The sequence below is a fragment of the Syntrophotaleaceae bacterium genome (assembly GCA_041390365.1).
Classification (GTDB): domain Bacteria; phylum Desulfobacterota; class Desulfuromonadia; order Desulfuromonadales; family Syntrophotaleaceae; genus JAWKQB01.
Map to the genome: position 1 here is coordinate 130,423 of JAWKQB010000001.1, position 24,670 is coordinate 155,092.

Annotated in this window: 22 protein-coding genes; 3 read left to right on the plus strand and 19 right to left on the minus strand. The window is 59.7% G+C overall.

All coding sequences use genetic code 11. The features are described from left to right. Position 1: 1 nt before the first annotated feature. The 7 genes from R2940_00600 to R2940_00630 all read right to left on the minus strand — a co-directional run bounded on the left by R2940_00600 (position 2) and on the right by R2940_00630 (position 5,135). Positions 2-334 carry a hydrogenase maturation nickel metallochaperone HypA gene (locus R2940_00600; protein MEZ4598274.1) on the minus strand — a complete coding sequence of 111 codons (333 nt, stop codon included), beginning with the start codon at positions 332-334 and terminating at the stop codon, positions 2-4. Between the two features lie 59 nt (positions 335-393). After that, entirely contained in the window at positions 394-684 is a 291-nt protein-coding gene (locus R2940_00605; protein ID MEZ4598275.1) for a twin-arginine translocase TatA/TatE family subunit, read from the minus strand. Positions 685-734: 50 nt separating this feature from the next. After that, positions 735-899 carry a twin-arginine translocase TatA/TatE family subunit gene (locus tag R2940_00610; GenBank protein MEZ4598276.1) on the minus strand — a complete coding sequence of 55 codons (165 nt, stop codon included), beginning with the start codon at positions 897-899 and terminating at the stop codon, positions 735-737. A 70-nt stretch (positions 900-969) separates the two neighbouring features. Continuing rightward, entirely contained in the window at positions 970-1,866 is an 897-nt protein-coding gene (locus R2940_00615) for an energy-coupling factor ABC transporter permease (protein MEZ4598277.1), read from the minus strand. A 61-nt stretch (positions 1,867-1,927) separates the two neighbouring features. Beyond that, complete coding sequence (locus R2940_00620) at positions 1,928-2,368, minus strand: hydrogenase maturation protease (GenBank protein MEZ4598278.1); 441 nt, start codon at positions 2,366-2,368, stop codon at positions 1,928-1,930. Between the two features lie 16 nt (positions 2,369-2,384). Further along, positions 2,385-3,359: a hydrogenase small subunit gene (locus R2940_00625; GenBank protein MEZ4598279.1), complete on the minus strand. Its 975-nt coding sequence runs from the start codon at positions 3,357-3,359 to the stop codon at positions 2,385-2,387. A gap of 66 nt (positions 3,360-3,425) precedes the next feature. Next, positions 3,426-5,135 (minus strand): nickel-dependent hydrogenase large subunit, encoded by a 1,710-nt coding sequence (locus R2940_00630; GenBank protein MEZ4598280.1) that lies wholly within the window; start codon positions 5,133-5,135, stop codon positions 3,426-3,428. A gap of 616 nt (positions 5,136-5,751) precedes the next feature. On the opposite strand from R2940_00630, the gene R2940_00635 reads away from it, so the two are divergent. Beyond that, positions 5,752-6,801: a diguanylate cyclase gene (locus R2940_00635; protein ID MEZ4598281.1), complete on the plus strand. Its 1,050-nt coding sequence runs from the start codon at positions 5,752-5,754 to the stop codon at positions 6,799-6,801. Positions 6,802-6,863: 62 nt separating this feature from the next. Here R2940_00635 and R2940_00640 read toward each other — a convergent pair whose 3' ends face one another. Continuing rightward, entirely contained in the window at positions 6,864-7,283 is a 420-nt protein-coding gene (locus tag R2940_00640) for a hypothetical protein (protein MEZ4598282.1), read from the minus strand. Positions 7,284-7,445: 162 nt separating this feature from the next. Here R2940_00640 and R2940_00645 point away from each other — a divergent pair, with 162 nt between their 5' ends. Continuing rightward, the gene (locus R2940_00645) at positions 7,446-7,868 is read left to right on the plus strand and encodes an NfeD family protein (GenBank protein MEZ4598283.1); all 423 of its coding nucleotides are present in this window, start codon (positions 7,446-7,448) and stop codon (positions 7,866-7,868) included. 36 nt (positions 7,869-7,904) lie between these two features. Here R2940_00645 and R2940_00650 read toward each other — a convergent pair whose 3' ends face one another. Genes R2940_00650 through R2940_00660 form a run of 3 tightly spaced genes read right to left on the minus strand, consistent with a single transcriptional unit; the run spans position 7,905 to position 15,077 of the window. Next, entirely contained in the window at positions 7,905-8,684 is a 780-nt protein-coding gene (locus tag R2940_00650; GenBank protein ID MEZ4598284.1) for an ankyrin repeat domain-containing protein, read from the minus strand. A 12-nt stretch (positions 8,685-8,696) separates the two neighbouring features. Continuing rightward, positions 8,697-9,608, minus strand: coding sequence for a PDZ domain-containing protein (locus tag R2940_00655; GenBank protein MEZ4598285.1), 912 nt, complete (start codon positions 9,606-9,608; stop codon positions 8,697-8,699). A 15-nt stretch (positions 9,609-9,623) separates the two neighbouring features. Further along, positions 9,624-15,077 (minus strand): hypothetical protein, encoded by a 5,454-nt coding sequence (locus tag R2940_00660; protein ID MEZ4598286.1) that lies wholly within the window; start codon positions 15,075-15,077, stop codon positions 9,624-9,626. 755 nt (positions 15,078-15,832) lie between these two features. Between R2940_00660 and R2940_00665 the strand changes: the two genes are divergently transcribed. Beyond that, complete coding sequence (locus R2940_00665; GenBank protein MEZ4598287.1) at positions 15,833-17,110, plus strand: hypothetical protein; 1,278 nt, start codon at positions 15,833-15,835, stop codon at positions 17,108-17,110. 84 nt (positions 17,111-17,194) lie between these two features. Here R2940_00665 and R2940_00670 read toward each other — a convergent pair whose 3' ends face one another. The 8 genes from R2940_00670 to dapA form a co-directional block, all read right to left on the minus strand. Further along, positions 17,195-18,004 carry a polysaccharide deacetylase family protein gene (locus R2940_00670; GenBank protein MEZ4598288.1) on the minus strand — a complete coding sequence of 270 codons (810 nt, stop codon included), beginning with the start codon at positions 18,002-18,004 and terminating at the stop codon, positions 17,195-17,197. 200 nt (positions 18,005-18,204) lie between these two features. Continuing rightward, positions 18,205-18,750 (minus strand): thermonuclease family protein, encoded by a 546-nt coding sequence (locus R2940_00675; GenBank protein MEZ4598289.1) that lies wholly within the window; start codon positions 18,748-18,750, stop codon positions 18,205-18,207. Beyond that, complete coding sequence (locus tag R2940_00680; protein ID MEZ4598290.1) at positions 18,747-19,172, minus strand: hypothetical protein; 426 nt, start codon at positions 19,170-19,172, stop codon at positions 18,747-18,749. Before R2940_00680 ends, R2940_00675 begins: the two co-directional genes overlap by 4 nt. An 84-nt stretch (positions 19,173-19,256) precedes the next feature. Then, complete coding sequence (gene larE / locus R2940_00685) at positions 19,257-20,096, minus strand: ATP-dependent sacrificial sulfur transferase LarE (GenBank protein ID MEZ4598291.1); 840 nt, start codon at positions 20,094-20,096, stop codon at positions 19,257-19,259. After that, positions 20,083-21,012, minus strand: a complete 930-nt coding sequence (gene cysK, locus R2940_00690; protein MEZ4598292.1) for a cysteine synthase A — start codon at positions 21,010-21,012, stop codon at positions 20,083-20,085. Before cysK ends, larE begins: the two co-directional genes overlap by 14 nt. 496 nt (positions 21,013-21,508) lie before the next feature. After that, a complete protein-coding gene (locus tag R2940_00695) occupies positions 21,509-22,741 on the minus strand; it encodes an LL-diaminopimelate aminotransferase (protein ID MEZ4598293.1) in 1,233 nt (410 codons plus the stop codon). A gap of 187 nt (positions 22,742-22,928) precedes the next feature. Then, complete coding sequence (dapB, locus tag R2940_00700) at positions 22,929-23,732, minus strand: 4-hydroxy-tetrahydrodipicolinate reductase (GenBank protein MEZ4598294.1); 804 nt, start codon at positions 23,730-23,732, stop codon at positions 22,929-22,931. Between the two features lie 21 nt (positions 23,733-23,753). Continuing rightward, positions 23,754-24,635, minus strand: a complete 882-nt coding sequence (gene dapA, locus R2940_00705; protein ID MEZ4598295.1) for a 4-hydroxy-tetrahydrodipicolinate synthase — start codon at positions 24,633-24,635, stop codon at positions 23,754-23,756. Positions 24,636-24,670: the final 35 nt, after the last annotated feature.

The window sequence follows — 24,670 nt, forward strand, 5'->3', positions numbered from 1 at the left end:
GTTATTCGACCTCCAGTTGTTTGACCCGCAGTTCTGTTCCGGCCAGAATCTCCAGGCCGAAGTCGCCACATGCGCTGCAGGCCTCGTAATAGGATCCCACCTGCTGCTCCTTGCCGCATGTCCGGCAGCGTGCCTGGCCGGGAATGGAAATGATGGCAAGGCGCGCCCCCTCCATGGGGGTGCCTTTGCTGCATGCCTCGAAGCAGAATTCGACCGATTCGGGGATCACGCCGCTCAGCCGGCCAATTTCGACCGTCACTGCAAGGACCCTCTTGCCCTCGGCGTAATTCCGGCCAATGTCGATAATGTTTTGGGTAATGGAGAGTTCATGCATGGCAATGTCTTCCAGTCGTGACGAAGATCCCGGACCTCCGATTCCCCGTATGCATTGACTCAGGGCTTGTCTTCTGCGGAGGCGGACTCCTCAGGTCCGGGATCGTTGTCGGCCACCAAAGTCGGCCGGCGTTCCGGGTCGCCCCGGTCGATGCGAGCCGCTGTCCTGCTCTTCGGATCGGGGCGTTGTTCGGTGGGGATCAGCGGTTCATGCAGGGCGTTGGTCGCGCGCTTGAATTCCGCCAATCCCTTCCCCAGGGCGCGGGCCAGTTCCGGGAGCTTGCGCGGCCCGAGAATGACAAGGGCGAGGCCCATGATTATCAGAAGCTCGGGCATTCCGATATTGAACATGGCGTTTCCTTACTCCGGCCTGACCCTGATGGGTATCGACCGGACCGAAGTTATTTAACGTCCGATTCGATCTCTTCCTTGGCTTCGGTGGCTTTGCGGAAATTCTTGATCCCCTTGCCCAATGCCCCTCCGATTTCCGGCAGCTTTCCGGCACCGAAAATGATCAGGATCATGACCAGAATGATGGTAAGTTCTGCCGTACCCAGTCCAAACATGGCGCGTTTCCTCCAAAATGTGGTTGATGAACCGCCCACCCTTTCCTGGATGGCGGTCGCACGGATATTTTCACCTTCGGCCGGAAGCAATGGGCCGCTGCAGCGGAGAGGCCATTATCCGGGCCAGGGCAAAGGTCAACAGGGCGCCGGAGGCTCCTGCCACCAAAGTGCTCAATTGCCCCTGACTGAGCGCTGGAACGGCATAATCGGCCAGGGGAGCAAAGTGCAAGCTGTTCGTGAAGGGCAGACCGAAACGGACCGATGTCGCCTCCAGGGCATCCGGCACGCTGGCGGCCCAGGGAGCCAGCAGCAGGGCAACCGCCGCCAGAGCCAGGGAGCGCTCGCGGTGAGGCGACCCCTCGGGCTGCCTTGCCAGGGCAAGATACAGGACTGCACTCATCAGTCCTTCACCAAGTCCGATCCAGGCATGATGGCCGAGCAGAACTCCGGACACCTCAAGGAAAGAGACACTCCCCCCCGCCGCCACCTGGATGCTGGCAGTCAGAGCAGCCATCATTGTTGCCAGCCAGCCTCCGACCACCACCAGCAGGGCTTGTTGCAGCGCCGGGCGGGTCGTCCGTTTCAGCAGTGCGTGTAAGGGAGCACCGATGGCGACCGCGGGCAGGGCCATGTTGAGCAGATTGGCTCCGAGGGCGAGCAGACCGCCGTCGGCGAAGAGCAGGGCCTGTACCGCCAGCACCAGGCCCATGGCCAGCACGGCGAAGGCAGGCCCAAGCAGGATGGCGGCCAGAACGGCGCCGAGCAGATGCCCGGAGACGCCGCCGATGATCGGATAGTTGACCATCTGGGCGGCGAAGATCAGGGTCGCCACTCCTGCAAAGCGGACAGGATCCGGTTTCTCATCGCTTTTGATGGCAACAGCCGCAGCCACGGCCATGCCGAGCAGACCCAGACCTGCGCTGGCCGGACAGACGGCACCCTGAAGCATTGAATCGGGAATATGCATGGTTCCTCCCTTCGATCAAGTTGATCGTTGATTAGGTTGTTGTCGCAATAAAGAGCCGATCTCAACGGCACATTTCCGCCCGCACCGCCTTCAGGATCGTCGGCATGGCCTGCTGCAGGGTCACCGAAGGCTCAATGCCCCAGGCGATGCTCTCCGGTTCCACACCGATCACCACCGCTTCCGGCTGGTTGGACCGGCCTGCCATATAGAGGACCCGTGACAGGTCGAAGCCGTGCAGGGATGCCAGCACCTTGGGCTTCAAGCAATCATCGAAGGGCACCCGGTAGACTGTGCCGGGCGCATGATCGCCCTCCATGGCATCCACAATGATAATGCGTTCGGCGACCGAGATTTGGGGCAAGGCTTCGAGAAAAGCGGTGCCGATCTCCAGAACGGTCACGTCCGGCGGCAAAGTCTCCTGACTCAGAGCCCGGGCCACGTGCACGCCGATACCTTCGTCGGTCAAGAGCAGATTGCCGATGCCGAGAATGAGCGTCTTCATGCCCGAAGCTCCTCGGCTAATCGTCTACATCCTGGCCATGACAGGAGGTACAGGTGGTTCTGGGGGGATCGACACGCACCCCGTCGTGGTCTCTAGGTAGAGCGCCCCGGGTACTGAAAAGGGGCGCGAACTGGTCCGGATAACCATTCTGGGTGCAGCCCTCGCAGAGCGAATCGTTGCCGACGCACCAGTTGACGCCGTTGTTCCATTTGCGGGTCGGGCAATCGGAGTAGGTGATGCGCCCCTTGCAGCCGAGGTTGTTCATGCACAGTTCGGTCTCGCTCAAGGAGTTCGCCCAGGCCCGTCCCCGCCGAGGACAGCGACTGTGGACTGTGCTGCCGTAAAGAGCGGTGGGCCGGCCCGAGGAATCGAGACTGGGGTTGTTGCCGGCGAGCAGTTGGGCGATGGTCCAGACGACCCAGTCGGGGTGTGCCGGACAGCCCGGAATGCTGATGACCGGCCGGCCGGTCACGTCCCTGACCCCCCTGACCGAGGTCGGGTTGGGAGCAGCGCCCGCGATCCCGCCGTAGGAAGCGCAGGTGCCTATTGAGAGAATCCGGGTCGCTCGCGATGCCAGGTCGTTGACCGCTTCCATGGCGGTAATATCGTATCCGTTTTCCGACCAGAGAATGCAGGTCTTGCCGTTGAATGCCGTGGGGATGCCCCCTTCAACAGCCAGAATGAAGGGATCCAGGTCCACGCTCCGCAGGGTTTCCACAGCCAGATCGCCGGCGGCGCCCATTAAATTGGGATGGTAGGCGAGATTGATGGTGTTGATCAGCAGGTCCGCCAGATCCACGGGCCCGCTTGTCGAAAAGCGGTTGGCCAGAGAGACGGTGCAGCCGGTGCAACTGGCTGCCGACAGCCAGATGATCGGGGGTCCTCCACCGGCGGCAAGCACGCGATTAAGCGGTCCGAGGGCGGACTGCAGCCCCAAGGCGGCCGCAGAAGCGGTGCAATACTTCAAAAAGTCCCGTCTTGTCACTCTCATGGGCATGTCTCCTTTGAAACACCTAAATCATTCAGAGATGGTTCAGTCTGCCTGAAAACCACCCGATCAGCCCCTGACACCTGCATGGGCGACAACCTCTGGTTTTCCGTCCGGCCTCATCACATGGACGGCGCAGGACATGCAGGGGTCGAAGGAATGGATCACCCGCAGGACTTCCACCGGCTGTGAGGCATCCTGCACGGGCGTGCCGACCAGGGCCTCTTCAATAGGTCCCCGCATCGAGTTGCCATCCATCGGCGAAGCATTCCAGCAGGTCGGAGTGATGATCTGGTAATGACCGATGGCCGGCCCGCCGGTTGGCGAACGGGTGCTGCTCGCGGCCGTGCTCACCCAATGCCCCAGAGCACCGCGGGGCGCTTCGGTAAGACCCTCGCCCGTCTGGCTGAAGCCGCTGCTGTAGCTGTTGTAGACGGGGTTGCCGACCACCAGCTGATCCAGCCAGTCGAACATGGCATCGGCAATCTTCTGCGCCTCCAAAGCGCGGGCCATGTGTCGATCCATGACCGACACCCCAGCCCAGTAGTCGCCATTGACCCACATGCGGGCGAGGGGACCGCACTCCATCGGCTTGCCGTCATAGCGCGGCGCCTTGAGCCAGGAATAGGCATCAGGTTTAGCGGAGGGGTCCACCGCCACGGTACTGCCGCCGGCCGGGTGTCTGTCGTCGGTGGAGTTGGCATACCAGGAGAAACTGACCTGTTCCCGGATATTGCTTGTCGACAGCGTCTGCACACTGTTGGGCGCCGAATCATTGACGACCCCCCGGCGCAGGAGACGGTTCGGATTGGCTCGGTCGTCCAGATCAAAGACGCCGTAGGCCATCAGATGTCCGTGACCCTTGCCGATATCGCTGTATTCGTCGTAGACAGATTGCAGCAGCTGAACGTCCGGAATGTAGACCCTGTCGATGAACTGTGCCAGTTCATCCAGGTAGTTGGTAAAGGCACCTATGGTTGACGAGGTCGGTTTTGCGGTCATGCCGCCGGCCTGAAAGGCGGAGGGATGCGGCATCTTGCCGCCGAAAATCGCTCCCATTTCATGAGCTTTGCGGCGCATGGTGATGGCGGCGGGGAGGTTGCTGCTGATTCGCTGAAGGTTGCCGCTGCGCATCAGGTCGATGTTCCAGGCCGGGGACCAGGGGGCGCCGGGTGGGGCGTTCACATAGTCGAGGGCGGCCAACAGGTAGAAATGGAGGATATGGGATTGCAGAAAGTTGGCTCCAAGCACCAGATTGCGCAGGATGCGGGCGTTGGCTGGAACAGCGACGGCGGCCGCGTCCTCCAGGGCCATGGTGGCGGCCAGGCCATGGGAGACGGGGCAGACCCCGCAAATGCGTTCGGTAAGATAGGGTGCATCCCTGGGATCGCGGCCGGCCAGAATCTGCTCGAAACCACGGAACAGGGTGCCGGTACAGCGGGCGTCGGTAACCTGCTGCACGCCATTCACCGTATCGATTTCAACCGCAACCTTGAGGTGGCCTTCGATACGGGTGACCGGATCGATAACAGTAAAGGACGCGGGGATTCCGATGCCGGTACTGCCGGATGTGCCGCCGGAGGTGGTGCCGCCGGGGGGAGGGCTGGTCGTGCCGACCGGGCTACTGTCGTCGCCACCGCCACCTCCACCGCCACATCCTGTTGCCATCAGGACCGCGCCCGCGCCGAGAGCGGCAATGCCCGCTGCGGTGGCGACGGTTCCACTTTCCTTGTCCTGATGGGGCTGATTCTGGTCAATCTTTTCCCGCTGTTTCGACATGGGAATCCTCCTGGGTTTGGGCTCAAGCCACCGTGGTGCCTTTATGCTCTGGCTGAAGAGGCGTAAGTTCGCTCGCGGTTTTGGTTGGCTACGGACAAAGTCCAGAAATACTAGTTAGTCAATGAGCAAACTTTGTACCATACGTATTAATTCATGATTTATGATAGTGAAGATCTGGAAAAAAAGTCAACAATACCACTCAATTTTTATCATTTTTTTGTTTAGTAAAGAATACTGAAAAAACATAAATGATAGACTAAAAACACTTCCGCACGATGAGTGTCTATTTATTTAGTCAACTTATGTCCGGTTTTGTCTCTGTAAAGCGACGAGATACTGGGAGTAAGGGGCGTTTCACAGCTGGACTGAAGACTTTTCAATTATCGAATCCAGATCTTTTGTCGGAAGGTAATGGATGAAGTGGTTTGTCTCTAAAAAGCGACACTCGCCAAGGAAGGCTTTCCTCTTTGACCAACAAACAACGGCAGGTGGGAAGAAAAGGGACATTTAAGGTTGACTTTTTCTTGTCGTTCATTGGAGAATGCCGGGATTACATCCCCCCGGCTCTCTCCAAACCCCTATTATCATTCTAGAATCTGAATCGGGAGAACGATCGTTGGAACCGGTCGGTTATTCAGATAACGATGATTTCCGAAGCCGAATTCAAGATCTCGAGGCTGAAAACCGGCGGCTTTCGGAAATCTGTGAAAACCTGCAGGCCACCCAGGACGCTCTGGAGCATGTCATCGGCACCGCCAATCATAAACTTCTCGCGGCCGAGATGCTGAGCATGGAACTGGAGCAGGTTTTTTACTCCTGTGCCGACCCGACATGGGTTGTGCGGCAGGACGGTATTGTGGTGCGGGCCAACGAGGCCATGCTGCAGTTTTTGGGGCTGGCCCGGGCAGAGGTGGTCGGGAGCAAATGCAGGGAACTGTTGAAGGCGGATATCTGCAAAGAAGGGATCTGTCCACTTCCCGTGGCCAGACGTTATAAAAAAAGTTTCAAGGAACTCGATCTCGAGAGGCGAAGCCCGGAGGGCAAGCCCCTGCATTATCTGGTCAGCGCATCCACCCTGGTCACCCTGGACGGGTCACCGGGGCTTGTGGTTCAGTTCAAGGACATTACATTGCGCAAAGAGGCCGAGGCGGCTCTGGACCGACTGGCAAGGGTCGACGGACTCACCCAGGTCGCCAACCGCCGCTCCTTCGATGAGGCCCTGGATCGGGAGTGGGCAAGGCTTGCCCGCGAAAAATCTCCGCTCTCCCTGGTTTTGTGCGATATTGATTGCTTCAAGAAGTATAACGATCATTACGGGCATCAGGAAGGGGACGAATGCCTGCGCCTGGTGGCCCGAGCGCTCCGGACCTGCGCCAACCGACCGGCCGATCTGGTTGCCCGCTACGGCGGCGAGGAATTTGTTTTTCTGCTGCCGAACACCCCGCTGGAGGGCGCACTTCGAATCGGGGAAAAGGCCCGGGAGGCGGTCCAAGCGCTCGGCCTGAAGCACGAGGCTTCCGACGTGGAGTCCGTGGTCACCCTGAGCCTGGGAGCGGCGTCCCTGGTACCCCACCCGGCAGGATCCGCCAAGGATCTGGTAGAAGCCGCTGATGAAGCCCTCTACCGGGCCAAGAATGCCGGGCGCAACCGTATCGTGGCGGCATAAAAGCCCGCGAAATTCGCAAAAAAAAGCCTGACGGAGCGGCCGTCAGGCTTTTTTTGTCTCACTTACTTTTTCATGAAGTTAGCGGGATCTATCACGAACCAGACATTATTGACACCCTGGCCTTTCACATCACCGGGTTGCTTGTCCATGAAAAAATAATAGAGCGGATATCCGCGGAAGGTTGTTTGTTTTGTACCGTCCGACCGTTCAATGGTTCCGAAGTCCTCGGCAGGGACCCCTTCTGGAGGAAGAACTTCTTCCCGATAGTATGCGGGCCATTTTTCCAGACAGCCTCCGGTGCACACGCTCACTCCCGGTTGGTCCTTGGTGAACCAGTACAGGGTCATGCCTTTGGCATCGGTTATATAATTCCCCAGGCCTTCCTGACTGGCGATCTTGATGGCGTGATGATTGGCGCTGGCGGTTGCGGCCGGCAGCAGGCAGGCGAGCAAAAGCAAAAGTACCCAGGCACTTTTTTTCATGACGGTCTCCTTGAAGAATTCAGCAGGGTTCCTTGTTTTCAGCATGTCCCGTTTTACAATAGATTCAGCAGGTTGCTGTTTCGTATTTGAAGATCTTTCTGTTCATTATTCTACCGCATCTTTCAAACTGCGCTACTTAGCAAGCGAATCTGCATCTTGAACATGGGTAATATTCCGAAAGTCGCCTACTTGCGTTATCTGCTGATGAACCTTCCCGGCATGATCGGGCTGATCCTGGTTCTGATTCTGATCGGGCACTGGATTTCACTGCCCGGCTGGATGTTCTGGCTGATTCTCGGTCTCTGGATTGCCAAGGACTTTCTGCTGTTTCCCTTTGTCTGGCGCTCATACCTGCCAACCGATTCCACCGACAGTGCCTCTCTCGCCGGGCAGAAGGGGGTGGTGAAAAAACGGCTTGATCCCGGCGGTTATATCGAGGTGCGGGGCGAATTGTGGCGGGCCGAGCGCATGTCTCCGGGACCTCCGGTGGAGGTAGGAAGGATAGTCCACATACGAAGACGGGAAGGGCTTAGCCTGTTCGTGACTGAAGATGACTGCGGCGAAATCGATAAAAAACAGCAATGAAACGGGAACAGGCTGAAAATTCGAGGCTTTCCTGAACTATTGACAGGGCGGAATGTCAAGGGTCTCCAGGTAGGCGCACGCTGCCGTTTCCGGTTGGAATTGCCGGGCGATATCCAGGGCGTTTTTGCCGTCAGCGTTGCAGGCCCTGACATTCGCACCTCTAGCTTTCAGGAATTGCAGGCCCTCGAGGTAGCCACTGTAGGCGTGCCAGAGAAAGGGCGTATTCCCCTGGTCGCTACGGGCTTCCAGGTCGGACCCGGCCGCAAGCAGCATTTCGGCGAGGACTGTGTCCTTGTTGAACAGTGGGGTCATGCCGAGATCGTCCCGGGCCTCCGTCTCGGCTCCCCGCTGCAGCAGTAGTTGCACCATGTTCCGTTCTTTGGCAAGGTGAAGGGCGCTTTGTCCGGTGGCATCCCTGGTGTTGATGTTCATGCCCTCGTCGATCAATTGTTCGACAAGAGCAAGATTGCCCGCCAGCAAGGCATCGAAAAAACGCTGCGTGTTTTCATTCGCTTCCAGTAGTTTCGCGCCCTGGTGCTGCTGCTCAAGAGCCTGCAGGCGAGGAGAGACGAGCAGGGGGATAAGGATTGCCCCGGCACTGATGAGCAGGCTCAGGGCGATGAGCAGCCCCCGGACGCGGCCGACCCAGCCGCGATAGAGCCCGTAGCCGCAGAGCATGCCAAAGGCGGGCGGCAACAGCCAGGGCCAACCCGCCCCTTGCGACGCCGAAACCTGGGACTGTGCTGCCAGAATGGCGACCGTCGCCAGCAGCGCCGCGTTCAGGCCGAGATAGACCAGTCCGAATAGTTTACGCATCACGGTTCTTCCTTATTTCTGAAGGTTTATCGTGGTCTGCACAATCTCGCTGCTACGGTGGATGGTCAGGTGCAGCCCCCCGCTCGACTCCTTTACCAGTCGCACGAACTGAGCAGAATTCTGGCTGGCGATGCCGTTGGCTGCGACAACGATGTCGCCGACCTCCAGACCGGCCCGGGCCGCCGGCGAACCGGGCAAAACCTCAAGGATGCGCACCCCCATCGGTACTGCGCCGTAGGCCTGTCCAGTCAGACTATCGTTGTCCGTAACCCCGACCCCCAGGCGGGGAGGTTCCGGGTTGTCGAGCAGGCTCTGCGGCCACCCGACTGGCGGCTCTGGGAGGAGTGCTGGGGGTTCGGCCGCCGGCATTGCAGCGGCTTCGGCAGCCTGGCTGTTTGCGAGGTAGTCGTCAAAGGCAAGGCCGCGCGCGCGGGGATCGCCCACATCGGCGAAGATCCCCGGCCCGGCGTCGGAGAAGAGATCGGATACCTTGCCGGCGCCTCCCGGTCCGGGCGAGACGTTGACAGGGGCCGCCGGCGTCGCCGTCTGAGCCGGCCCTGACCGTCCGGTTTGCGCCGGTTGCGCTGCTTGGGTCTGCGGCCGGCGGAACAGCGCCTTCAGACCCTCCCGGGCATTGCCGACCCCCTTGACCTTGACAGCCGATACATTCCTCCCCGAAACGGCGCTGACTTCCCACTGGCCGACAGGCAGTTCTCTTCCCTGGCTGGTGATATAGAAAAGGTCCACAGACCAGCCGGTCTGCGGCAGGACGTTGCCATCGACGGCAATTGTCACCTCCGTCCCACTGATGGCGACCACCCGCCCCTCGATGATGTCCGACCCCTGGGATGACCAGCCCATCGCTGGCAGAGACCCCAGAATCCAAAACATCAGCACCAGCCACCCTTTTATCGGCTTTTTCATAGTCTCTCCTTTACCTTACTCAACACATACCCCCAGCAGGTTGACGCCATTGGGGCAGTCGTTTCTGCCGCCTCCGCTCGAGCTGCCGGAGCTGCTGCCTAAGCCGGATGAAGATGAGTTGCTCGACCCGCCCGGCTGACCGTAGCCGCCGTGGGGCGGCGGCGGGCTCGGCTGGCTGCCGGCACTGTTCATGTTCTGCATGATGCTGTTCATCATGTTGAGCATGTTCTGCATGTTCTGCTGATTCTGCTGTTGTTGAGCTGCCTGCTGCTGTTGAACCCGCTGGTTGTGCTGGGCGATGACGTTATTGCCCCACTGCCAGAGGCGAGGGTCGAGGTTGCAGTGCCACTGGTTGGACTCGGCCATCGCGCCGCTGACCGCCTGGGCGTTGTTTGCCTGACAGGCCGCCTGCAGGTTGTTGGCGATGCGGATGCAGTTGCGGCGCTGGATTTCAGCGTTGATCTGACCCTGGGCCCCGCCGGCCCAGCCGCAGTTTCCCGCCTCGTTGACCCAGGACTGGGCGGCATTCAGGTCGCCGCTGCTGAAGGCATTGAGATAGCCCTGGTAATACTGGTTGCAGTCGATGCAGCGGCTGCGCGAGGGATTGAAGACGGTGCCGTTGAGGCAGTCGCAGACCCCGCGCCTCTGGCCCCGATCGTAAACCGCGATGCTGCCGGGCAGCCAACTGCAGTCGATGGTGGCCAGGTAGGCCGGGATGTTCAGGTCCTCGAAGCAAACGAGCAGGGCGGTGCTTTCCTGCAGCGATATTTCCTGCCCTGCCGCCGGTTCCGTGGAGTCGACCCGGTATTCCCAATCCGGGTGGATCGCCTGGCCGGCCGACACGATCTGGTAGTTGATGCGGTTGCCGGCCACGGTCGCGGCGCCATCCTGACAGCTCATGCCGACCACGTTCGGCATGATGGCGCTGAAATCGACCACGTTCAGCCGGTCGGCGTTGTTCATGCAAACCTTGGCCATCAGCAGGTGCTCGGTGCAGACTTCCAGGTAGCCCTTGCCCATGGTGACCAGCAGTTCGATGAGGTTGGCTTTTTCCAGGGCGGTGGCCAGCGGCGACGGCCCTTCACCCGTGGGCAGGAAAGCCCGGTGGACGCGCTGAAGGTTGGTCTCCAGCGCCGCATAGCGGTTGAGGAAAGTGTCGGCCCGATTTTTCGCGCTCTTGAAGCGGGCTTGCGGCTCCTTGAGACAGCCCCTGGCGGCCTTGGGCTGGGCGTCAATCTCCGCCCGGATCTGCTTCAGCTCCTCGCGCAGGGTCTGGCCCTTTTCCGTCCCCTTCAGCGGTTGCAGTTCCTTCTCCAGCCGGCGGCAGAGTTCCTGAGCGGTCCGGACGATTTCGTCGAGTTCGTGCAACCTCGCCTCGGCTTGAGCGTGGAGCCGGCTGTCCGTGGTTTCGATGGCCTGGCGGACCTGATCCCGCGCCGTGGCGAGACCTTCCGGCAGGCGTTCGATGCGGCCGGCCGCCTGGCGGGCCTCGTTCAGTCTGGCCTGGGTATCGGCCGCCTTGCCGCCGAACCCTTCCAGGGTCGTGTAGTTGCCGCGGGCCCGCTCGAAGGCCGGCTTGATGCCGGCATGGGCGACCGTGGCCTCGGCATGAAGCCGGTCGCGCTCGGAGTTGGTGCGGCAGCTCTTCATCGCTTCTGCCACCCGGCAGACGGTCTCCCGCCCCCGGCCGGCCGCGACCTGGTCGTCGCCGATGCCGATCGCCAGTCCTTCGGCACTCTGGTGGTTGTCCGTCAGGGTGGCCGCCAGAGCTTCGAGATCTTTGGCCAGCAGCGCAGGCTCCCGCAGGGAGCGCTCGAGTTCACTGAGAGTCTCCTGCTGCGCCTCGGCGGTGGCGAAGATGCTGTCCAGACTGCCGGCGGCGGCAGCGGCCTCGGCACAGATGGCAGCGGTCACCGCCAGTGCCCGGTCCCGCAGGGTGCGCACTTCCGTCAGTGCGTCCTGCTCCCGCAGGCCGTAGTGGCGGCGGAAGGAGTTGAGCAGTTCCTCTACCCGCTGGGCGTGGAAGCGGAAGCGCTGCAGAGCCCGGTCCTGGTCGGTAGGCTCCCCGGCCGGGTTCGGTTTTCCCTGCTCCGCCAGCTCCCGGCCGAGATAGGAGTCCACCGCGGCCTCCACCACTCGGCTGTTAACCTGCTTCCACATCTCGCGAAAGGCATCGTGGAAGGTCAACTGGTCGAGAATTCCCCGGTCGTAGGCGCCGTCCTTGAGATCGAGGCCGGCCGGCTCCGCGCCGGCTTCGCGCTTGATGTCGGAGAGGGCGGCCAGCATCTCCTCCCTGACCTGCGCCGGAAGGTCGAACCAGCGGGGGGCCGCCGCCTGATCCGCGGCAGCCCGTCCGCTCAGGAAGTAGGGGCCGGTGAGAATCCGCAGCCCCTGATCCTGGCGGGCGACGGGCAGCGGCTGCTCCGCCGCCTGACGGCCGTCCCAGATGCGTTTGTAGGTGCGCAAGTACTCGGTGACCACGGCGGCGTTCTGCTCGTAGGCGTCCCACACATCGGCACTGCCGGTGATCGAGCGATAGGTCCCCCGCAGGTAGTCTCGCAGGGAGGCAAGGAACCTTGTAAAGTCGCCCATCTCCTCGTCCAGGCCCGCTTCTATCTGCGGGCGAATGTCGAGCTTGCCAGCGATCAGCAGCAGCTCGTCGTACATCTTCGGCAGGTTGCCGGAAAGCAGCGACTGTTCGCCGGCCCGGCGGTCTTCGAGCTTTTTTTGCAGCCGCTGCAGGAACTCGACCTTGAGCTGCTCCCAGCGGGTGTACTTCTGGTACTGGAAATGATCTTTCAGTTTCGGCCCGACATGGGGCTGTTTTTCCATCTCCTCGATGAGCTGGATCCAGGGGTCGGACTTGCCGAGGTTGCTGCGGAAGGCGGCGTCGCTCTCCATCCAGCGGAACAGGCCGTTGCGGAATTTCTCCATGGGGAAGCATTCCGGCCGCTTTTCGCTCGGTTGCTGCAGACAGGCCGCCATCTCCCGGGCGTCGTCGGTTTCCATCTGCAGCAGTTCGTCGAAGGCGAACTGCTGCCCCCGGTAGGAGACCGAAAGCAGCCGCCACTGGCTGACCTTGATGTCGTCGCCGCTGGTTTCCACGCCGGCGATGCGGAATTCGGCGTTTTCGTACAGCTCGTCGATGAAGATCTCCAGCTCTTCGCTCCAGTAGCCGTCCCAGGCGGTCTGGCCGAGGCTTTCGCCGATCGATTTGGCCGCGCTGAAGATCGCCGCCGGCGGCAGCAGGGTCGCGGTAGTCTCCCAGGCCACGCCGTAATAATCGCCCATCACCCCCCGTTCCACGGCCCCGCCGAAGGGCACCCGGCGCCGGAAGAATTCGCCGGCCAGCCCCGGCCAGTCGCCGTTGTCCATGAATTCGAGATAGGCCGGGATCTCCTGGGAGAGATTGTAGATCATCATCCCCTGCATCATCGCCTGCCCGGTGGAGCTGGAGGCCACCGACTGGTTGAAGCTGCGGTTGATGCTCTGCACGCCGCCCAGCGCCGTGCCGCCGGCCCGGCCGAGCAATTTGATGCCGCGGGCCAGGCAGAGCTGCTCCAAACGGTTGTTCATCCACTCGGAGGTCTTGGCGAGCAGTGCCCGCGCCTCTGTCTGGTGTTGATCGAGCCATTCGCCGCGATGCTCTTCGAGCTGCAAGCCGGTTCCTTTGAGAAAGCGGTTGGCCTGCTCGCTCCAGTAGAGGCCCTGGCCTTTGCGCAGAAAGGTTTCGTAATCCTTGGTCGGGCCGTAGCGCAGGGTGTTGAGCATGGAGTCGTCCAGGTAGTCGAGCACGTCGTTCAGTTGCCCCGGCGCACTGACCAGCGCCGCCGCCGCCATCCGCAGGCTGAAATCGTTTTTCAGCTTGATCAGCTCCTCGGAGAAGCTCCAGGTTTTCGCCTTGGCCGGGTCGACGAACTTGAGCTGGTCGTTGTGGGCGACCTTCTGTTTGAACTCGCCGACCGTCTTGCGGAACCTGCTGACCAAATCCAGGTAGTCGCCGTCCAGCCTGCCGTGGATGCCCGCCTTTCGGTCGTGGAGAATCCGGTCTTCGACCTCTATCATCTGCTGGTATTTGGCGATCTCTTCGTAGAGAGCCTTGGCTCCTGCGGCATCCTCCGGGCGCAGGGCCTTGACCCGTTGGTCGAAATCCTGCACCAGGGTCTGGATCTTGCGGTTTGCCGTCTGCCACATGGCCTGGCGGCAGTCATCCCAGAAAGCGCGGATGATCCGTTCGTTGGCGCGGATGGTCGCCGCGCTCTTGCCGCCGGCTTTGATCGCCAGTTCGACATCGAAGGGCAGCGGCTGGCCGAGATCATGGTAGTACTGCTTGATCAGCTCCACCTGTTTGGCCGGGCTCTTCTTGTGCTCGATCATGCCGGCGGCGAAGTCCCGCAGCCGGGGATCCTGAATCGCCGCCTTGCCCGCGTCCCCCTCCAGGGCGGTAAAGCTGCGGTCGGCGTACTTGGCCGCCTTGACGAAGGATTCCAAGTCCGTATAGACGTTCTGCTTGACGATATCGTGTTCGAAGTGGCGGATCATTTCCAGGCTGATGCCCGGTTCCTTCGGCCAGTTCAGGGCCTCCAGGTCGGCGAGGGGCGTTTTCGACATCGCCGACTCCAGGATCATGGTTTTTCGCGCCTCATCGAAGAGGATCGGGTTGTCGTGCAGGATACCCACCGGCTTGCCGTCCTCGCCGAAGCTGATCTTCTTCACCGATTGGGTGACACCTTCGGCAAAGGCCTGGCCGTGCAGGCCGACGTAGACCTCGCCGGTGGCTAGGCCATGCACTGTGCAGGGGATGTCCAGCTCTTCAGGGGTGCGGCCGTAGCGGCGGACGATATAGGCGTCGAAAGCCTGTTTCAGCTTCAGGGCGGTCTCCAGGTCGCCGCAGAGAAAGTTGAAGTCGATGTCCCCGGCGAACTGCATCTGCTTGGGGGTCTCCTTCGGCCAGCCGCCGACCTCCGAATAGTAGACGCTGAACTTCTGTTCGCCGCCGGCAAACTGACGGATCGTCTGGTCAATCCCTTCCATGACCACATCCTTGCGGTGGGTCAGCAGCTTTTTCTCCACGAAGGAACCGCCCTCGACGTAGCGTTCGCCGAGGACCATGCGCAAACCCTCGTCGCCCAGGTAGTTGCCGACATCCTTTTTCACCTCCATCAGCACGTGGCGTAGCTCCTTGCCGTCCGGCATCTCCAGGGCGCTGACCTGCTGATAGAAATCCTCGGCGGAAAAACTCTGGCTTTGCGCCTGGATCAGTTTCTTGACGATTTCCAGGCGGGTATCGACCTTGCTGCGCTTTGCGACGCGGAAGGCCTGCAGGAAGGCGTTGTCATCGATCTTTTCCGGCGGGGTCTGGCGGGGTGCGGGAACAGCGGGCGGGGAAATCGAATCGGCGCATAGGCCAGTCAGGGTGAGCGCGACACTAAAGACGAGAACCAGAACCGGAATCAGCAGCCGTTTCATACCTCCCCTCCCGAAGTCATAGAGCCTGCAAAGCTGGAAGATCACCAAGGAAATTGAAACACTGCGAAAACCGGAATCCTTATAAAAGTGGCAAGTCGCGAAAAGCGAAACCTCGGGAGCGTGTCCTTGGTCCGACAAACTTCCTGGACTTTTTAATCATTACTCATTCTCGGTTCAATCACAATAGTTTTATGCCTTTTGACTCGTTTGACCCTTGATCTTTCGATCTGAATTCGAGCTTCTGCAGGAATCCTTCCCGCATCGATGCCCATCGACCTTTCACCGACTGCTCCCGGCTTTTTCAGGGGGAGATCGTCATTTTTGCTGTCGGGCCTTCAAAAAATTGACCGCAATTAGCGATAGATATCGGTCACTTCGCTTCTGGTCAAGGATTTGACTGGAAGCCGGCAGTTTTATGCATGGACTCTTCCGCCGTTTTTCAAACCTTTCAGCAGGCCTTTCCATCCTTTTTTATCGGCCCAAGGGCCCGTAATTACTGTCCGAAAAGAGATCTAACCCATTGTTTCTTCGTCGAAAAGACTCTAGGTGGCACACCCCTTGCTCAATGTCCGGAATCCAGACGGCTGCTGATAGTCAGCGTCGTTGAAACCGCTCGAAAACAGGCCGGACAATCAGGTCCGGCAGGGAAGGGGAGACGGTTAGAATCCCCGCTTTTTATTTTGATCCGTTGGAGGATCGAAAAAACCAGACAGAGGTGAAAAGGGATGTTTTGTAATAGGAAAAACAGAAGCAGAATGGCAATTTTCTGTTGTTTGCTGGGCCTGATGCTGGCCGGCACTTTTTCTGGAAAGGCGTATGCAGCCACGGTGAAGATCTTCCCCGGGGCCGAAGGCTACGGCACCGAATCCCAGGGAGGCAGGGGCGGCCGCATCATCCGCGTGACCAATCTGGACGATTCCGGGGAGGGTTCCCTGCGCGCCGCCCTCGAAGCTTCCGGCCCCAGGATCGTGGTTTTCGAGGTAGGCGGGGCGATCCATCTGACCTCGATGCTGAAAATCAAGGATCCCTTCGTTACGGTAGCCGGACAGACTGCGCCGGGTCAGGGCATCATGATCCGCGATGCCGGTATATCCATAACGACTCATGACGTTCTGCTCCAGCACCTGGCGATCCGGCCGGGGGATGAAGGTCCCGGACCCTGGGATACGCTGGACGGAGTGCAGATTCTCAAGCCGTCTTATAATGTGGTAATCGACCACTGTTCCATCAGCTGGGCGATCGATGAGAACGCCGATACCTGGACCGATGTTCACGACGTCACCTTTTCGAACTCTATCATCAGCGAGGGGCTGAGGGAGTCTCTGCACAGCGACGGCAAGCATTCCAAGGGCTACCTGGCCGGACGGCGCAACAAGAACATCGCCTTTATCGGCAACCTGCAGGCGCACAACGACACCCGCAATCCGATGGTCTACGGCAAGACCAATATCATGATTGTGAACAACGTCTTCTACAATGCCGGCGCCTACTCCTTTACCTCCATCGGCGACGGCTGGAAGGACGGACCTCCGCAGGCAGTCGTGGTCGGCAACATTTTCAAGGCCGGACCCGGCACCACAGCCGGGAGCGCGATCAAAATCGAGAGCAATGCGCCCAAGGGGACGCAGGTCTATGAAGCTTCGAACTACTTCACCGGAGGGGAGATTCGGGGTGGGGAGTCCGCCTACTACGTCTCCAGTCCCCCGATGCCTATGGACGGTATTACGGCAAAGACGGACGAAGGCGAAATTCTGCACCGGGTTCTCACCCAGGCGGGATCAAGACCGGCCAGGCGGGACGCGGTGGACAACCGCATCGCCAATCCCCAGACCGGCGAAGTGGTGACCGGCCAGGGCAGCTTTGTCGACAGCGTCAACGGCAGCGGCACCCCGGCACCCGGCGGCTGGCCCGACTATCCCCTGGAATACGCAAATTTCGACGAAGGCGCCAATCCTAACGGGGATGATAACGGCGACGGCTACACCAACATCGAGGAAAAACTGCACCAGATGGCGAAAGCCCTGGAGATGTAATTTCAGCGACACATCCGGTTATTCGGAGATGATATTCAACAGAAAGGCTTTCCTGTCGAGACGGGAAAGCCTTTCTCCTACCCATCACCTTGCTTCGGCGCCCGCTTTGGCGGGCGTCTTTGTTGCCGGTTGTGCTGCTGCGCCGACGATCCGAGCAAACGTTTTGTCCCTGACACCGTCGGTCAGCAGGAAGCGCGGCAGTTTCATCACCGTCTCCGTCGGCCCGGCGGGACGGGCCTCGATGGTGAAGGTTGCCACGTAGCCGGCAGCCGTCGCCTGCTGCAATAGATCCTCGTCGTAGATGCCGAAGGGCCAGGCGAGCAGGTCGATGGTTCCGCCGACTTCCTTTTCCAGCTTCGACTTCGATTTCGCCAACTGGGTCTTCACCATTTTTTCATACTCGGCCGGTGCCAGTTTCTTTTTCTCCTGTTTGAAATTGGGATGCCAATAGGTGTGCGATTGAATGTCGAAGAAACCGGTTGCCTTGGCTTCCCGCAACTGATCCCAGGTCATCGCATACCGGGCGTTGGAGATGGCGGAAGGGTAGGTGAAGAGGGTCACCGGTACCCGATACTGTTTTACCAGCGGCAGCATGTCGGTGTAGACCGATTTGTGGGCGTCGTCGGCGACGATGACGACCGATTTGCGCGGCGGGGCCTGCCCCTTGCCCAGATAGAAATCGACCAGGTGCCGCAGGGGGATAACCGTGTAGCCCTGCTCCTTCAGATATTTCAGGTGGGACTCGAACACCGGTGTCGTGACGGTCATGCTGTCGGCCACGGTCGGCCCGAAGCGGTGATAGAGGAGGATCGGCACGCTGAATTCGGCGGGCGCTGCAAAGGCGGCAGAGCCGAGGAGCAGCATAACGGCAAGCAGGTGAAAAAATTTTTTCATGGCGGCATGACCTCATCAAGTATTAAGGACCGACGGCAGGATATGCTTTCCCAAGGGGAGAGGGAAGGGGGAAAAAGCAATCCAGTCGGAAGACGGATCGCTTCTCCTGGCGGTTGGCGAAGGGGGGAAGGGCCGAAAGGAATGAAAAGTTTTTTGTGCCGAGGCAATGAGTCTGGGAAAGACCTGGAAAACGAAAAGACCTATTGCCAGAGACCCTGTTTCTGCCTGCGGGCGGATTCTTCTGCTTTGAGGAAATCGGGTTTCCGGCTGAAGTCGAAGCGGCGGTAGACGACGGCATATCCCTTATCGAGCATAGTCTTGTTAAGACATTGCCCGTCGGAAAGAAAAACGTAAGCCAGCAATCGGCCATGGCGGTCCCTTTTGGGTTTTTCCCCCTCAAGGTAAACCATCTCACCCTTGACGGTGCCGATAAGAAAATCAAGACCCTGACGATGAATTCGGCGCAGGGTTCCTGGGGCGATGCCACGCCGCAGGAAAAAATCATCGCGCGGTGATGGCTCCCGTTCCGGGGCGTCGATGCCGATCATGCGTACTTTGCCGACGCCGGACACCTCCAGGGTGTCGCCGTCGTAAACCCACAGCACCTTGCCGCTCAGGAGATCATTAACCTGGGCTGCTTCCGTCGCCAAAGCAGGGAGGGGGATGACGGTCAGCCGGCAAGCCAGGCCGAGGGCGAGTGCAGCAAGAAGGAGGAAACAACAATGGCGGCGTGATCGGAAAGTCATCCCCGGCCCCAGAGGATGCGGGCAAAGGTTCCGGTGAATATTCCCCAGATGGCGTTGAAAATCAATACCAGCAGGGGGGTCAGGGTGCCCAGGCCGAGGCCCATGGCACCATGCGGAGTCTGATTGGGGAAAACATAGAAGAGCTGAAAAGCCGTGGGCAGCAGGCTGATCCACAGCCCCTTGCGAATCCATTGGTTCCTTGATCGAGGGCCGGCGACGGAGAAAAAATAGGCCAGACCCCACAGGCCGCCCCAGACCAGTCGCGGATAGAGCCAGGCCAGAGTCCATTGAGGCGCCAGAGTCACTCCCAGAAGATGGGTCAGGCCGATGCGTCCGCTCATCCAAAGGGCCAGACTGTTGAAAAAAGCGCCGATCAGGCCGGCGCAGAAACAGACACTCAAAAGAGCCTTGGTGCGGTGCATTCTTCCTCCTTGGGGCTGAACATTTTCGCAGCCCTTTGCAGCAAGCGGGACGAAGCCCCTTTGCATAACTCCGGCTTGCGGAGATCAGGATAATTCTTCGTTCATGCGCCCCGTCCGGTATCCTTCCAGATCCAGAGTGACATACCGGAATCCGGCACCCTTGCAGGTTTCAATCATTGCAGCACGAAGGCTTTGTTCCAGCACCCGGGGAAGGTCGCTTTGAGCGATTTCGATCCTTACCGTATCTCCATGATGACGGGCCCGGAAATTGGAGAATCCCAGGCGGTAGAGGAAATCTTCGCATATCTCGACCTGGCCCAGCTTTTCAGGGGACAGGGGCTGCTGGTAGGGAATACGGGTCGCCAGGCAGGCAAAGGCAGCTTTCTCCGCTGTCGGCAGATGCATCTGCCTGCTCAGATAACGAATGTCCTGTTTTGTCAGGCCCGCCTCCAGAAGCGGAGAGCGGATTCCGAGCTGCAAAAGAGCTTCCCTTCCGGGGCGGTAATCGCGGAGATCATCCAGGTTGGAGCCGTCCAGCAGAACGGCACCCCCGTATTCAGCGGCCTTCTCCAGGCAGAGGGCCATGATCGCCCGTTTGCAATGGTAGCATCGGCGTGGTCCGTTGGCCGCAACTTCGGGTATTTGCAAAATGTCAAAGGTCAGGATGATCTGGCGAATCCCGAGGGATGAAGCGATTCTTCGACTTTCATCCAGTTCCCAGGCCGGAAGGAAGGCCGACTGTACCGTCAGAGCCAGAACTTTGTCGGCGCCAAGGGTATCCGCTGCCGTTTTCAACAACAGCGTCGAGTCGACCCCTCCTGAAAAGGCAACGGCAACTGTAGGGAAGCTGCCGAGCAGGTCCTTAAGGGGAGCAGTTTTTTCGGCCGTGCCGAGGTTGTGTCCGCTCAGGTCAACCTTTTTCATCAAAAAGGCCGGAAGAGAGATAGCGCTCCCCGGTGTCGCAAAGAACTGTGACGACATTCTTTCCGGGGCCAAGGCGTTTTGCCACCTGGATCGCCGCCCAGACATTGGCGCCGGCGGAAATGCCGACAAGCAGGCCTTCCTCGCGGGCAAGCTGCCGGCTGGTGGCTATGGCCACTTCGTTTTCAACGGTTATGACTTCCTTGTAGATAGACGTATCGAGGACTTCGGGAACGAACCCGGCCCCGATCCCCTGGATGCAGTGTGGACCCGGGCACCCTCCCGAGAGGACGGGGGAAGCGGCGGGCTCGACCGCCACGATGTAAGCCTGGGGGTTTTTGGCCAGAAGGACCCTTCCCACGCCTGTAATGGTGCCTCCCGTGCCCACTCCGGCAACGAAGGCGTCCACCTGGCCGTCCAGGGCGGCAAGAATCTCCGGACCGGTAGTTTCCTCATGGACCTTGGGATTGGCCGGGTTGTTGAACTGCATTGGCATGAAGCAGTTTTTTTCGGCACGGATTTCTTCGGCCGCAGCAATGGCGCCGCGCATGCCCTGGCTGCCCGGGGTCAAAATCAGTTCGGCCCCATAGGCGATGAGCAGCCGGCGCCGTTCCAGGCTCATGGTTTCAGGCATGGTGAGGATGAGACGATATCCCTTGACTGCGCACACCAGTGCCAGGCCGATGCCGGTATTGCCGCTGGTCGGCTCAACCACCATATCCCCGGGTTTGATGCAGCCGTCCTGTTCGGCCCGCTCGATCATCGCCAGGGCGATCCGGTCCTTGACGCTGCCGCCGGGGTTGTTCGCTTCCAATTTGCCCCAGACGGCAGCACAATCGGCCCCCGGCAAACGATTCAGGCGGACCAGGGGGGTATTGAAAATCTGACCGAGGGTGTTGGTGCTGATGGCAGTCGGCACGGGATCCTCCACTTTGGTTACGGGATACTTGTATTTGCCTCAATATCCCTAATAATAAAGACTGCAGTGTCTGTCAACAGATAATACCCGATCGCAGTTGTGAGGTCTATCATGGCTTTTTCGACTTCCGGTTCAGATCCTTTCCCCTCTTTCCTTCGGTATGCTCCGCCAATCGGTACGGTCGTCCTGAAGGGGCGGAGAAAACTGTCGTCCTTCCCGGTGTTATGGGCCGGAACGGTTCTCGGCGGGGCGCGGGTGTGCCGAATGGGCGTCCGCATGCCCCTCAATGCCCGCCGGCGGCTGCGAAAAGGCTCATATTTCCAGGTCTATTTTTTCCCTTCCTCGAAAAACCAACCTCGCACCGTCTGGTGTTGCCGCTACCTGAACCGATCTTCCCGGTGTGGAATGGTCGACATTCGGGGAGAAGTGCTGGAAGAAAAAAACCTTTCCGGCAGTCGCCGGAAAAGGTAAAGGCGGCGCGGAGCCGCCTTAAAGGTCATGCAAGATTCTTTTTGATCCGTTCCACTGCCTCGATCACGTTGTCTCGATCGCCAAAGGCCGAAAGGCGGAAGAAACCCTCACCGCTGGGGCCGAAGCCGCTGCCGGGAGTGCCGACCACGTGGCATTCGGAGAGCAGCTTGTCGAAAAATTCCCAACTGCTCATGTTGGCCGGCGTCTTCAACCAGATGTACGGTGCATTGACGCCGCCATACACGGTCAGGCCGGCAGCCTCCAGCCCTTCCCGAATGATCCGGGCATTCTCCATGTAGTAGTCGACGGTTTCCTTGACCTGGGCCCACCCTTTGTTGGAGTAGACGGCAGCGGCGGCCTTCTGCACCGGGTAGGAGACGCCGTTGAACTTGGTTGTCTGGCGGCGGTTCCACAGCTTGTTGAGAGAAACCGATTCGCCGGCAGCGGTTTTCGCCATGACCCCTTCGGGAACGACGGTAAGCGCGCAGCGGACGCCCGTAAAGCCGGCGGTCTTGGAAAAACTGCGGAACTCGATGGCACATTTTTCGGCGCCGGGGATTTCATAAATGCTGTGGGGGATGCCGGGTTCGGTGATGAAGACCTCATAAGCGGCGTCGAAGAAGATGATGGTGTCGTTGGCCAGGGCGTAATCGACCCATTGCTGCAGATCGTCCCGGGTGGCGACAGCGCCGGTCGGGTTGTTGGGGTAGCAGAGATAGACGATGTCGACTTTTTCCTTTGGAATGGCCGGAGTAAAGCTGTTCTCTTCGGTGCAGGGCAGGTAGACGATTCCCTTGTAGTAGCCCTTTTCGTCCGCCTCGCCGGTGCGCCCGATCATGACGTTGGTGTCGTTATAGACCGGATAGACCGGGTCGCAGATGGCCACCTTGTTGTCCATGGCGAAGATGTCGAGGATGTTGGCGCAATCGCATTTGCTGCCGTCGGAGATGAAAATTTCCGACGTTTTCAGCGAGACCCCGAGGGGCTTGTAGGATTTTTCGATGATGGTATCGATCAGGAATTCGTAGCCCTGCTCCGGCCCGTAGCCCTTGAAGGTCTCCGAACTGGTCAGTTCGTCGATCCCCTCGTGGAAAGCCTCGATCACGGCCGGCGCCAGGGGCTGGGTGACATCACCGATCCCCAGGCGAATGACCTTGGCCTCGGGATGGGCGGCGGCAAAGGCCTTGACCCGGCGGCCGATTTCGGGAAACAGGTAGCCGGCCTTGAGTTTCAGATAATTGTCGTTCAAAAGTGCCACGAAAAACCTCCTTTTATAATTTCTAAAGTTCGAATTGTGTAATAGGTTAAATTTTGTGGGCCTCGTCAATCGTACTCGTACTCAAATTTTTCATACGTTTCAGAATTTCCTTTCGAGTACGAGTACCGATCCTTCGGATCTGAGTACGAGTACGATGGTAGACCATCCGGTCTGGATCGTACCCGCCTTATTTCAACCCCAAAATATCCTGCATGTCGTACAGTCCCGGCCCCTTGTCGGCGATCCAGCCGGCGGCGCGAATGGCGCCGCGGGCGAACATGTCGCGGCTCATGGCACGGTGGGTGATTTCGATCCGTTCGCCCATGCCGATAAAGTAGACGGTATGTTCGCCGACGATGTCGCCGCCGCGTACTGTCTGCATGCCGATCTCTTCCCGGGTGCGGGCGCCGCACATCCCTTCGCGGTGATAGACCGCGCTCTGGTTGTAATCCCGGCCGAGGGCTTCGGCGACGATTTCCCCCATCCTCACCGCGGTCCCGCTGGGGGAATCTTTTTTCTGGTTATGATGGAGTTCGACGATTTCCACGTCAAAACCCTCGCCAAGAATTTTGGCCGCCTCCTTGAGCAGTTTGAAGCAGGCATTGACCCCGACGCTCATGTTGGGAGCCAGGACCACGGGAATTCTCTGGGCCTGATCGTTGACCTTGGCCCGCTGCTCCGGAGTGAAGCCGGTGGAGCCGATGACGATCTTTTTGCCGAGGGCGGCACAAATATCGAGATTTTTCAGGGAGACTTCGGGGAAGGTGAAATCGATCAGCACCTCGGCCCGCGCCAGGGCTACCTCATGGCGGTCAGTAATTTCGACCCCCAGTGCTCCACAGCCGGCCAGCAATCCTGCATCCTGTCCGACCGAGGGATGGCCCGGCATTTCCAGCGCCCCGGCCAGCTCCATTCCGGCGGTGTCCTTTATGGCGGTAATCAGGCGGCCGCCCATGCGTCCGGCGGCGCCGTTAACGGCTACTTTGATCATGGAGGACCTCCTTCTTTCTGGTTATGCGGGAATCAAACCGTATTCGGCCAGGACGTTTTTCAATGCGGTCAGATTCTCCGGCTTCATTGGAACCAGCGGCAGACGGGGATGTGCGCTGCATCGGCCCATCAGTTCCAGAGCCGTCTTGACCGGAACCGGATTCGATTCGATAAACATGGCGTTATGGATTCCCAGGAGGTTGTAGTGGATCTTCCGGGCGTCTTCCCAGCGCCTCTCCTCGACGGCGGTGAGCAAAGCCTTCACCTCCTTCGGCAGGATGTTGGCTGTGACGGAGATAACCCCTTTGGCGCCAATGGACATGAAGGGCAAGGTCAGGGCATCATCCCCGGAAAGGATGTCGATCTTGTCGCCGGCGCGGGCGAGAATTTCTGAGGCTTGGGAGACGTTGCCGGAGGCGTCCTTGAGAGCGACGATATTGGGAATTTGGGCCAGCCGGACGGTGAGGTCGACGGACATGTTCACCCCGGTGCGGCCGGGGACGTTATAGACCACCTGCGGCAGAGCGACTTCCTCCGCGAGAATCCGGAAATGCTGGTAGAGCCCTTCCTGGGAAGGTTTGTTGTAGTAGGGAGAAATCAGCAGCAAGCCGTCCGCGCCGGCCTGCTTGGCCGCCCGGCTCAGTTCGACGGCTTCCGCCGTCGAGTTGGACCCGGTGCCGGCCAGCACCGGGATTCGCCCGTTCACCTGGTCGACGCAGGCCTTTATCACCCGGTTGTGTCCTTCGTGGTCGAGGGTGGCCGCCTCGCCGGTGCTCCCACAGGGAACGATTCCGTCGGTGCCGTTTTCGATCTGGAACTCCACCAGTTGCCGAAAGCTGTCCTCGTCGAATCGGCCGTCCGATGAGAAGGGGGTGACAATGGCCACCAGGGATCCTTTGAACATTTTGTTTCCTCCCGTTTTTTTGCGAAGATTTTCGG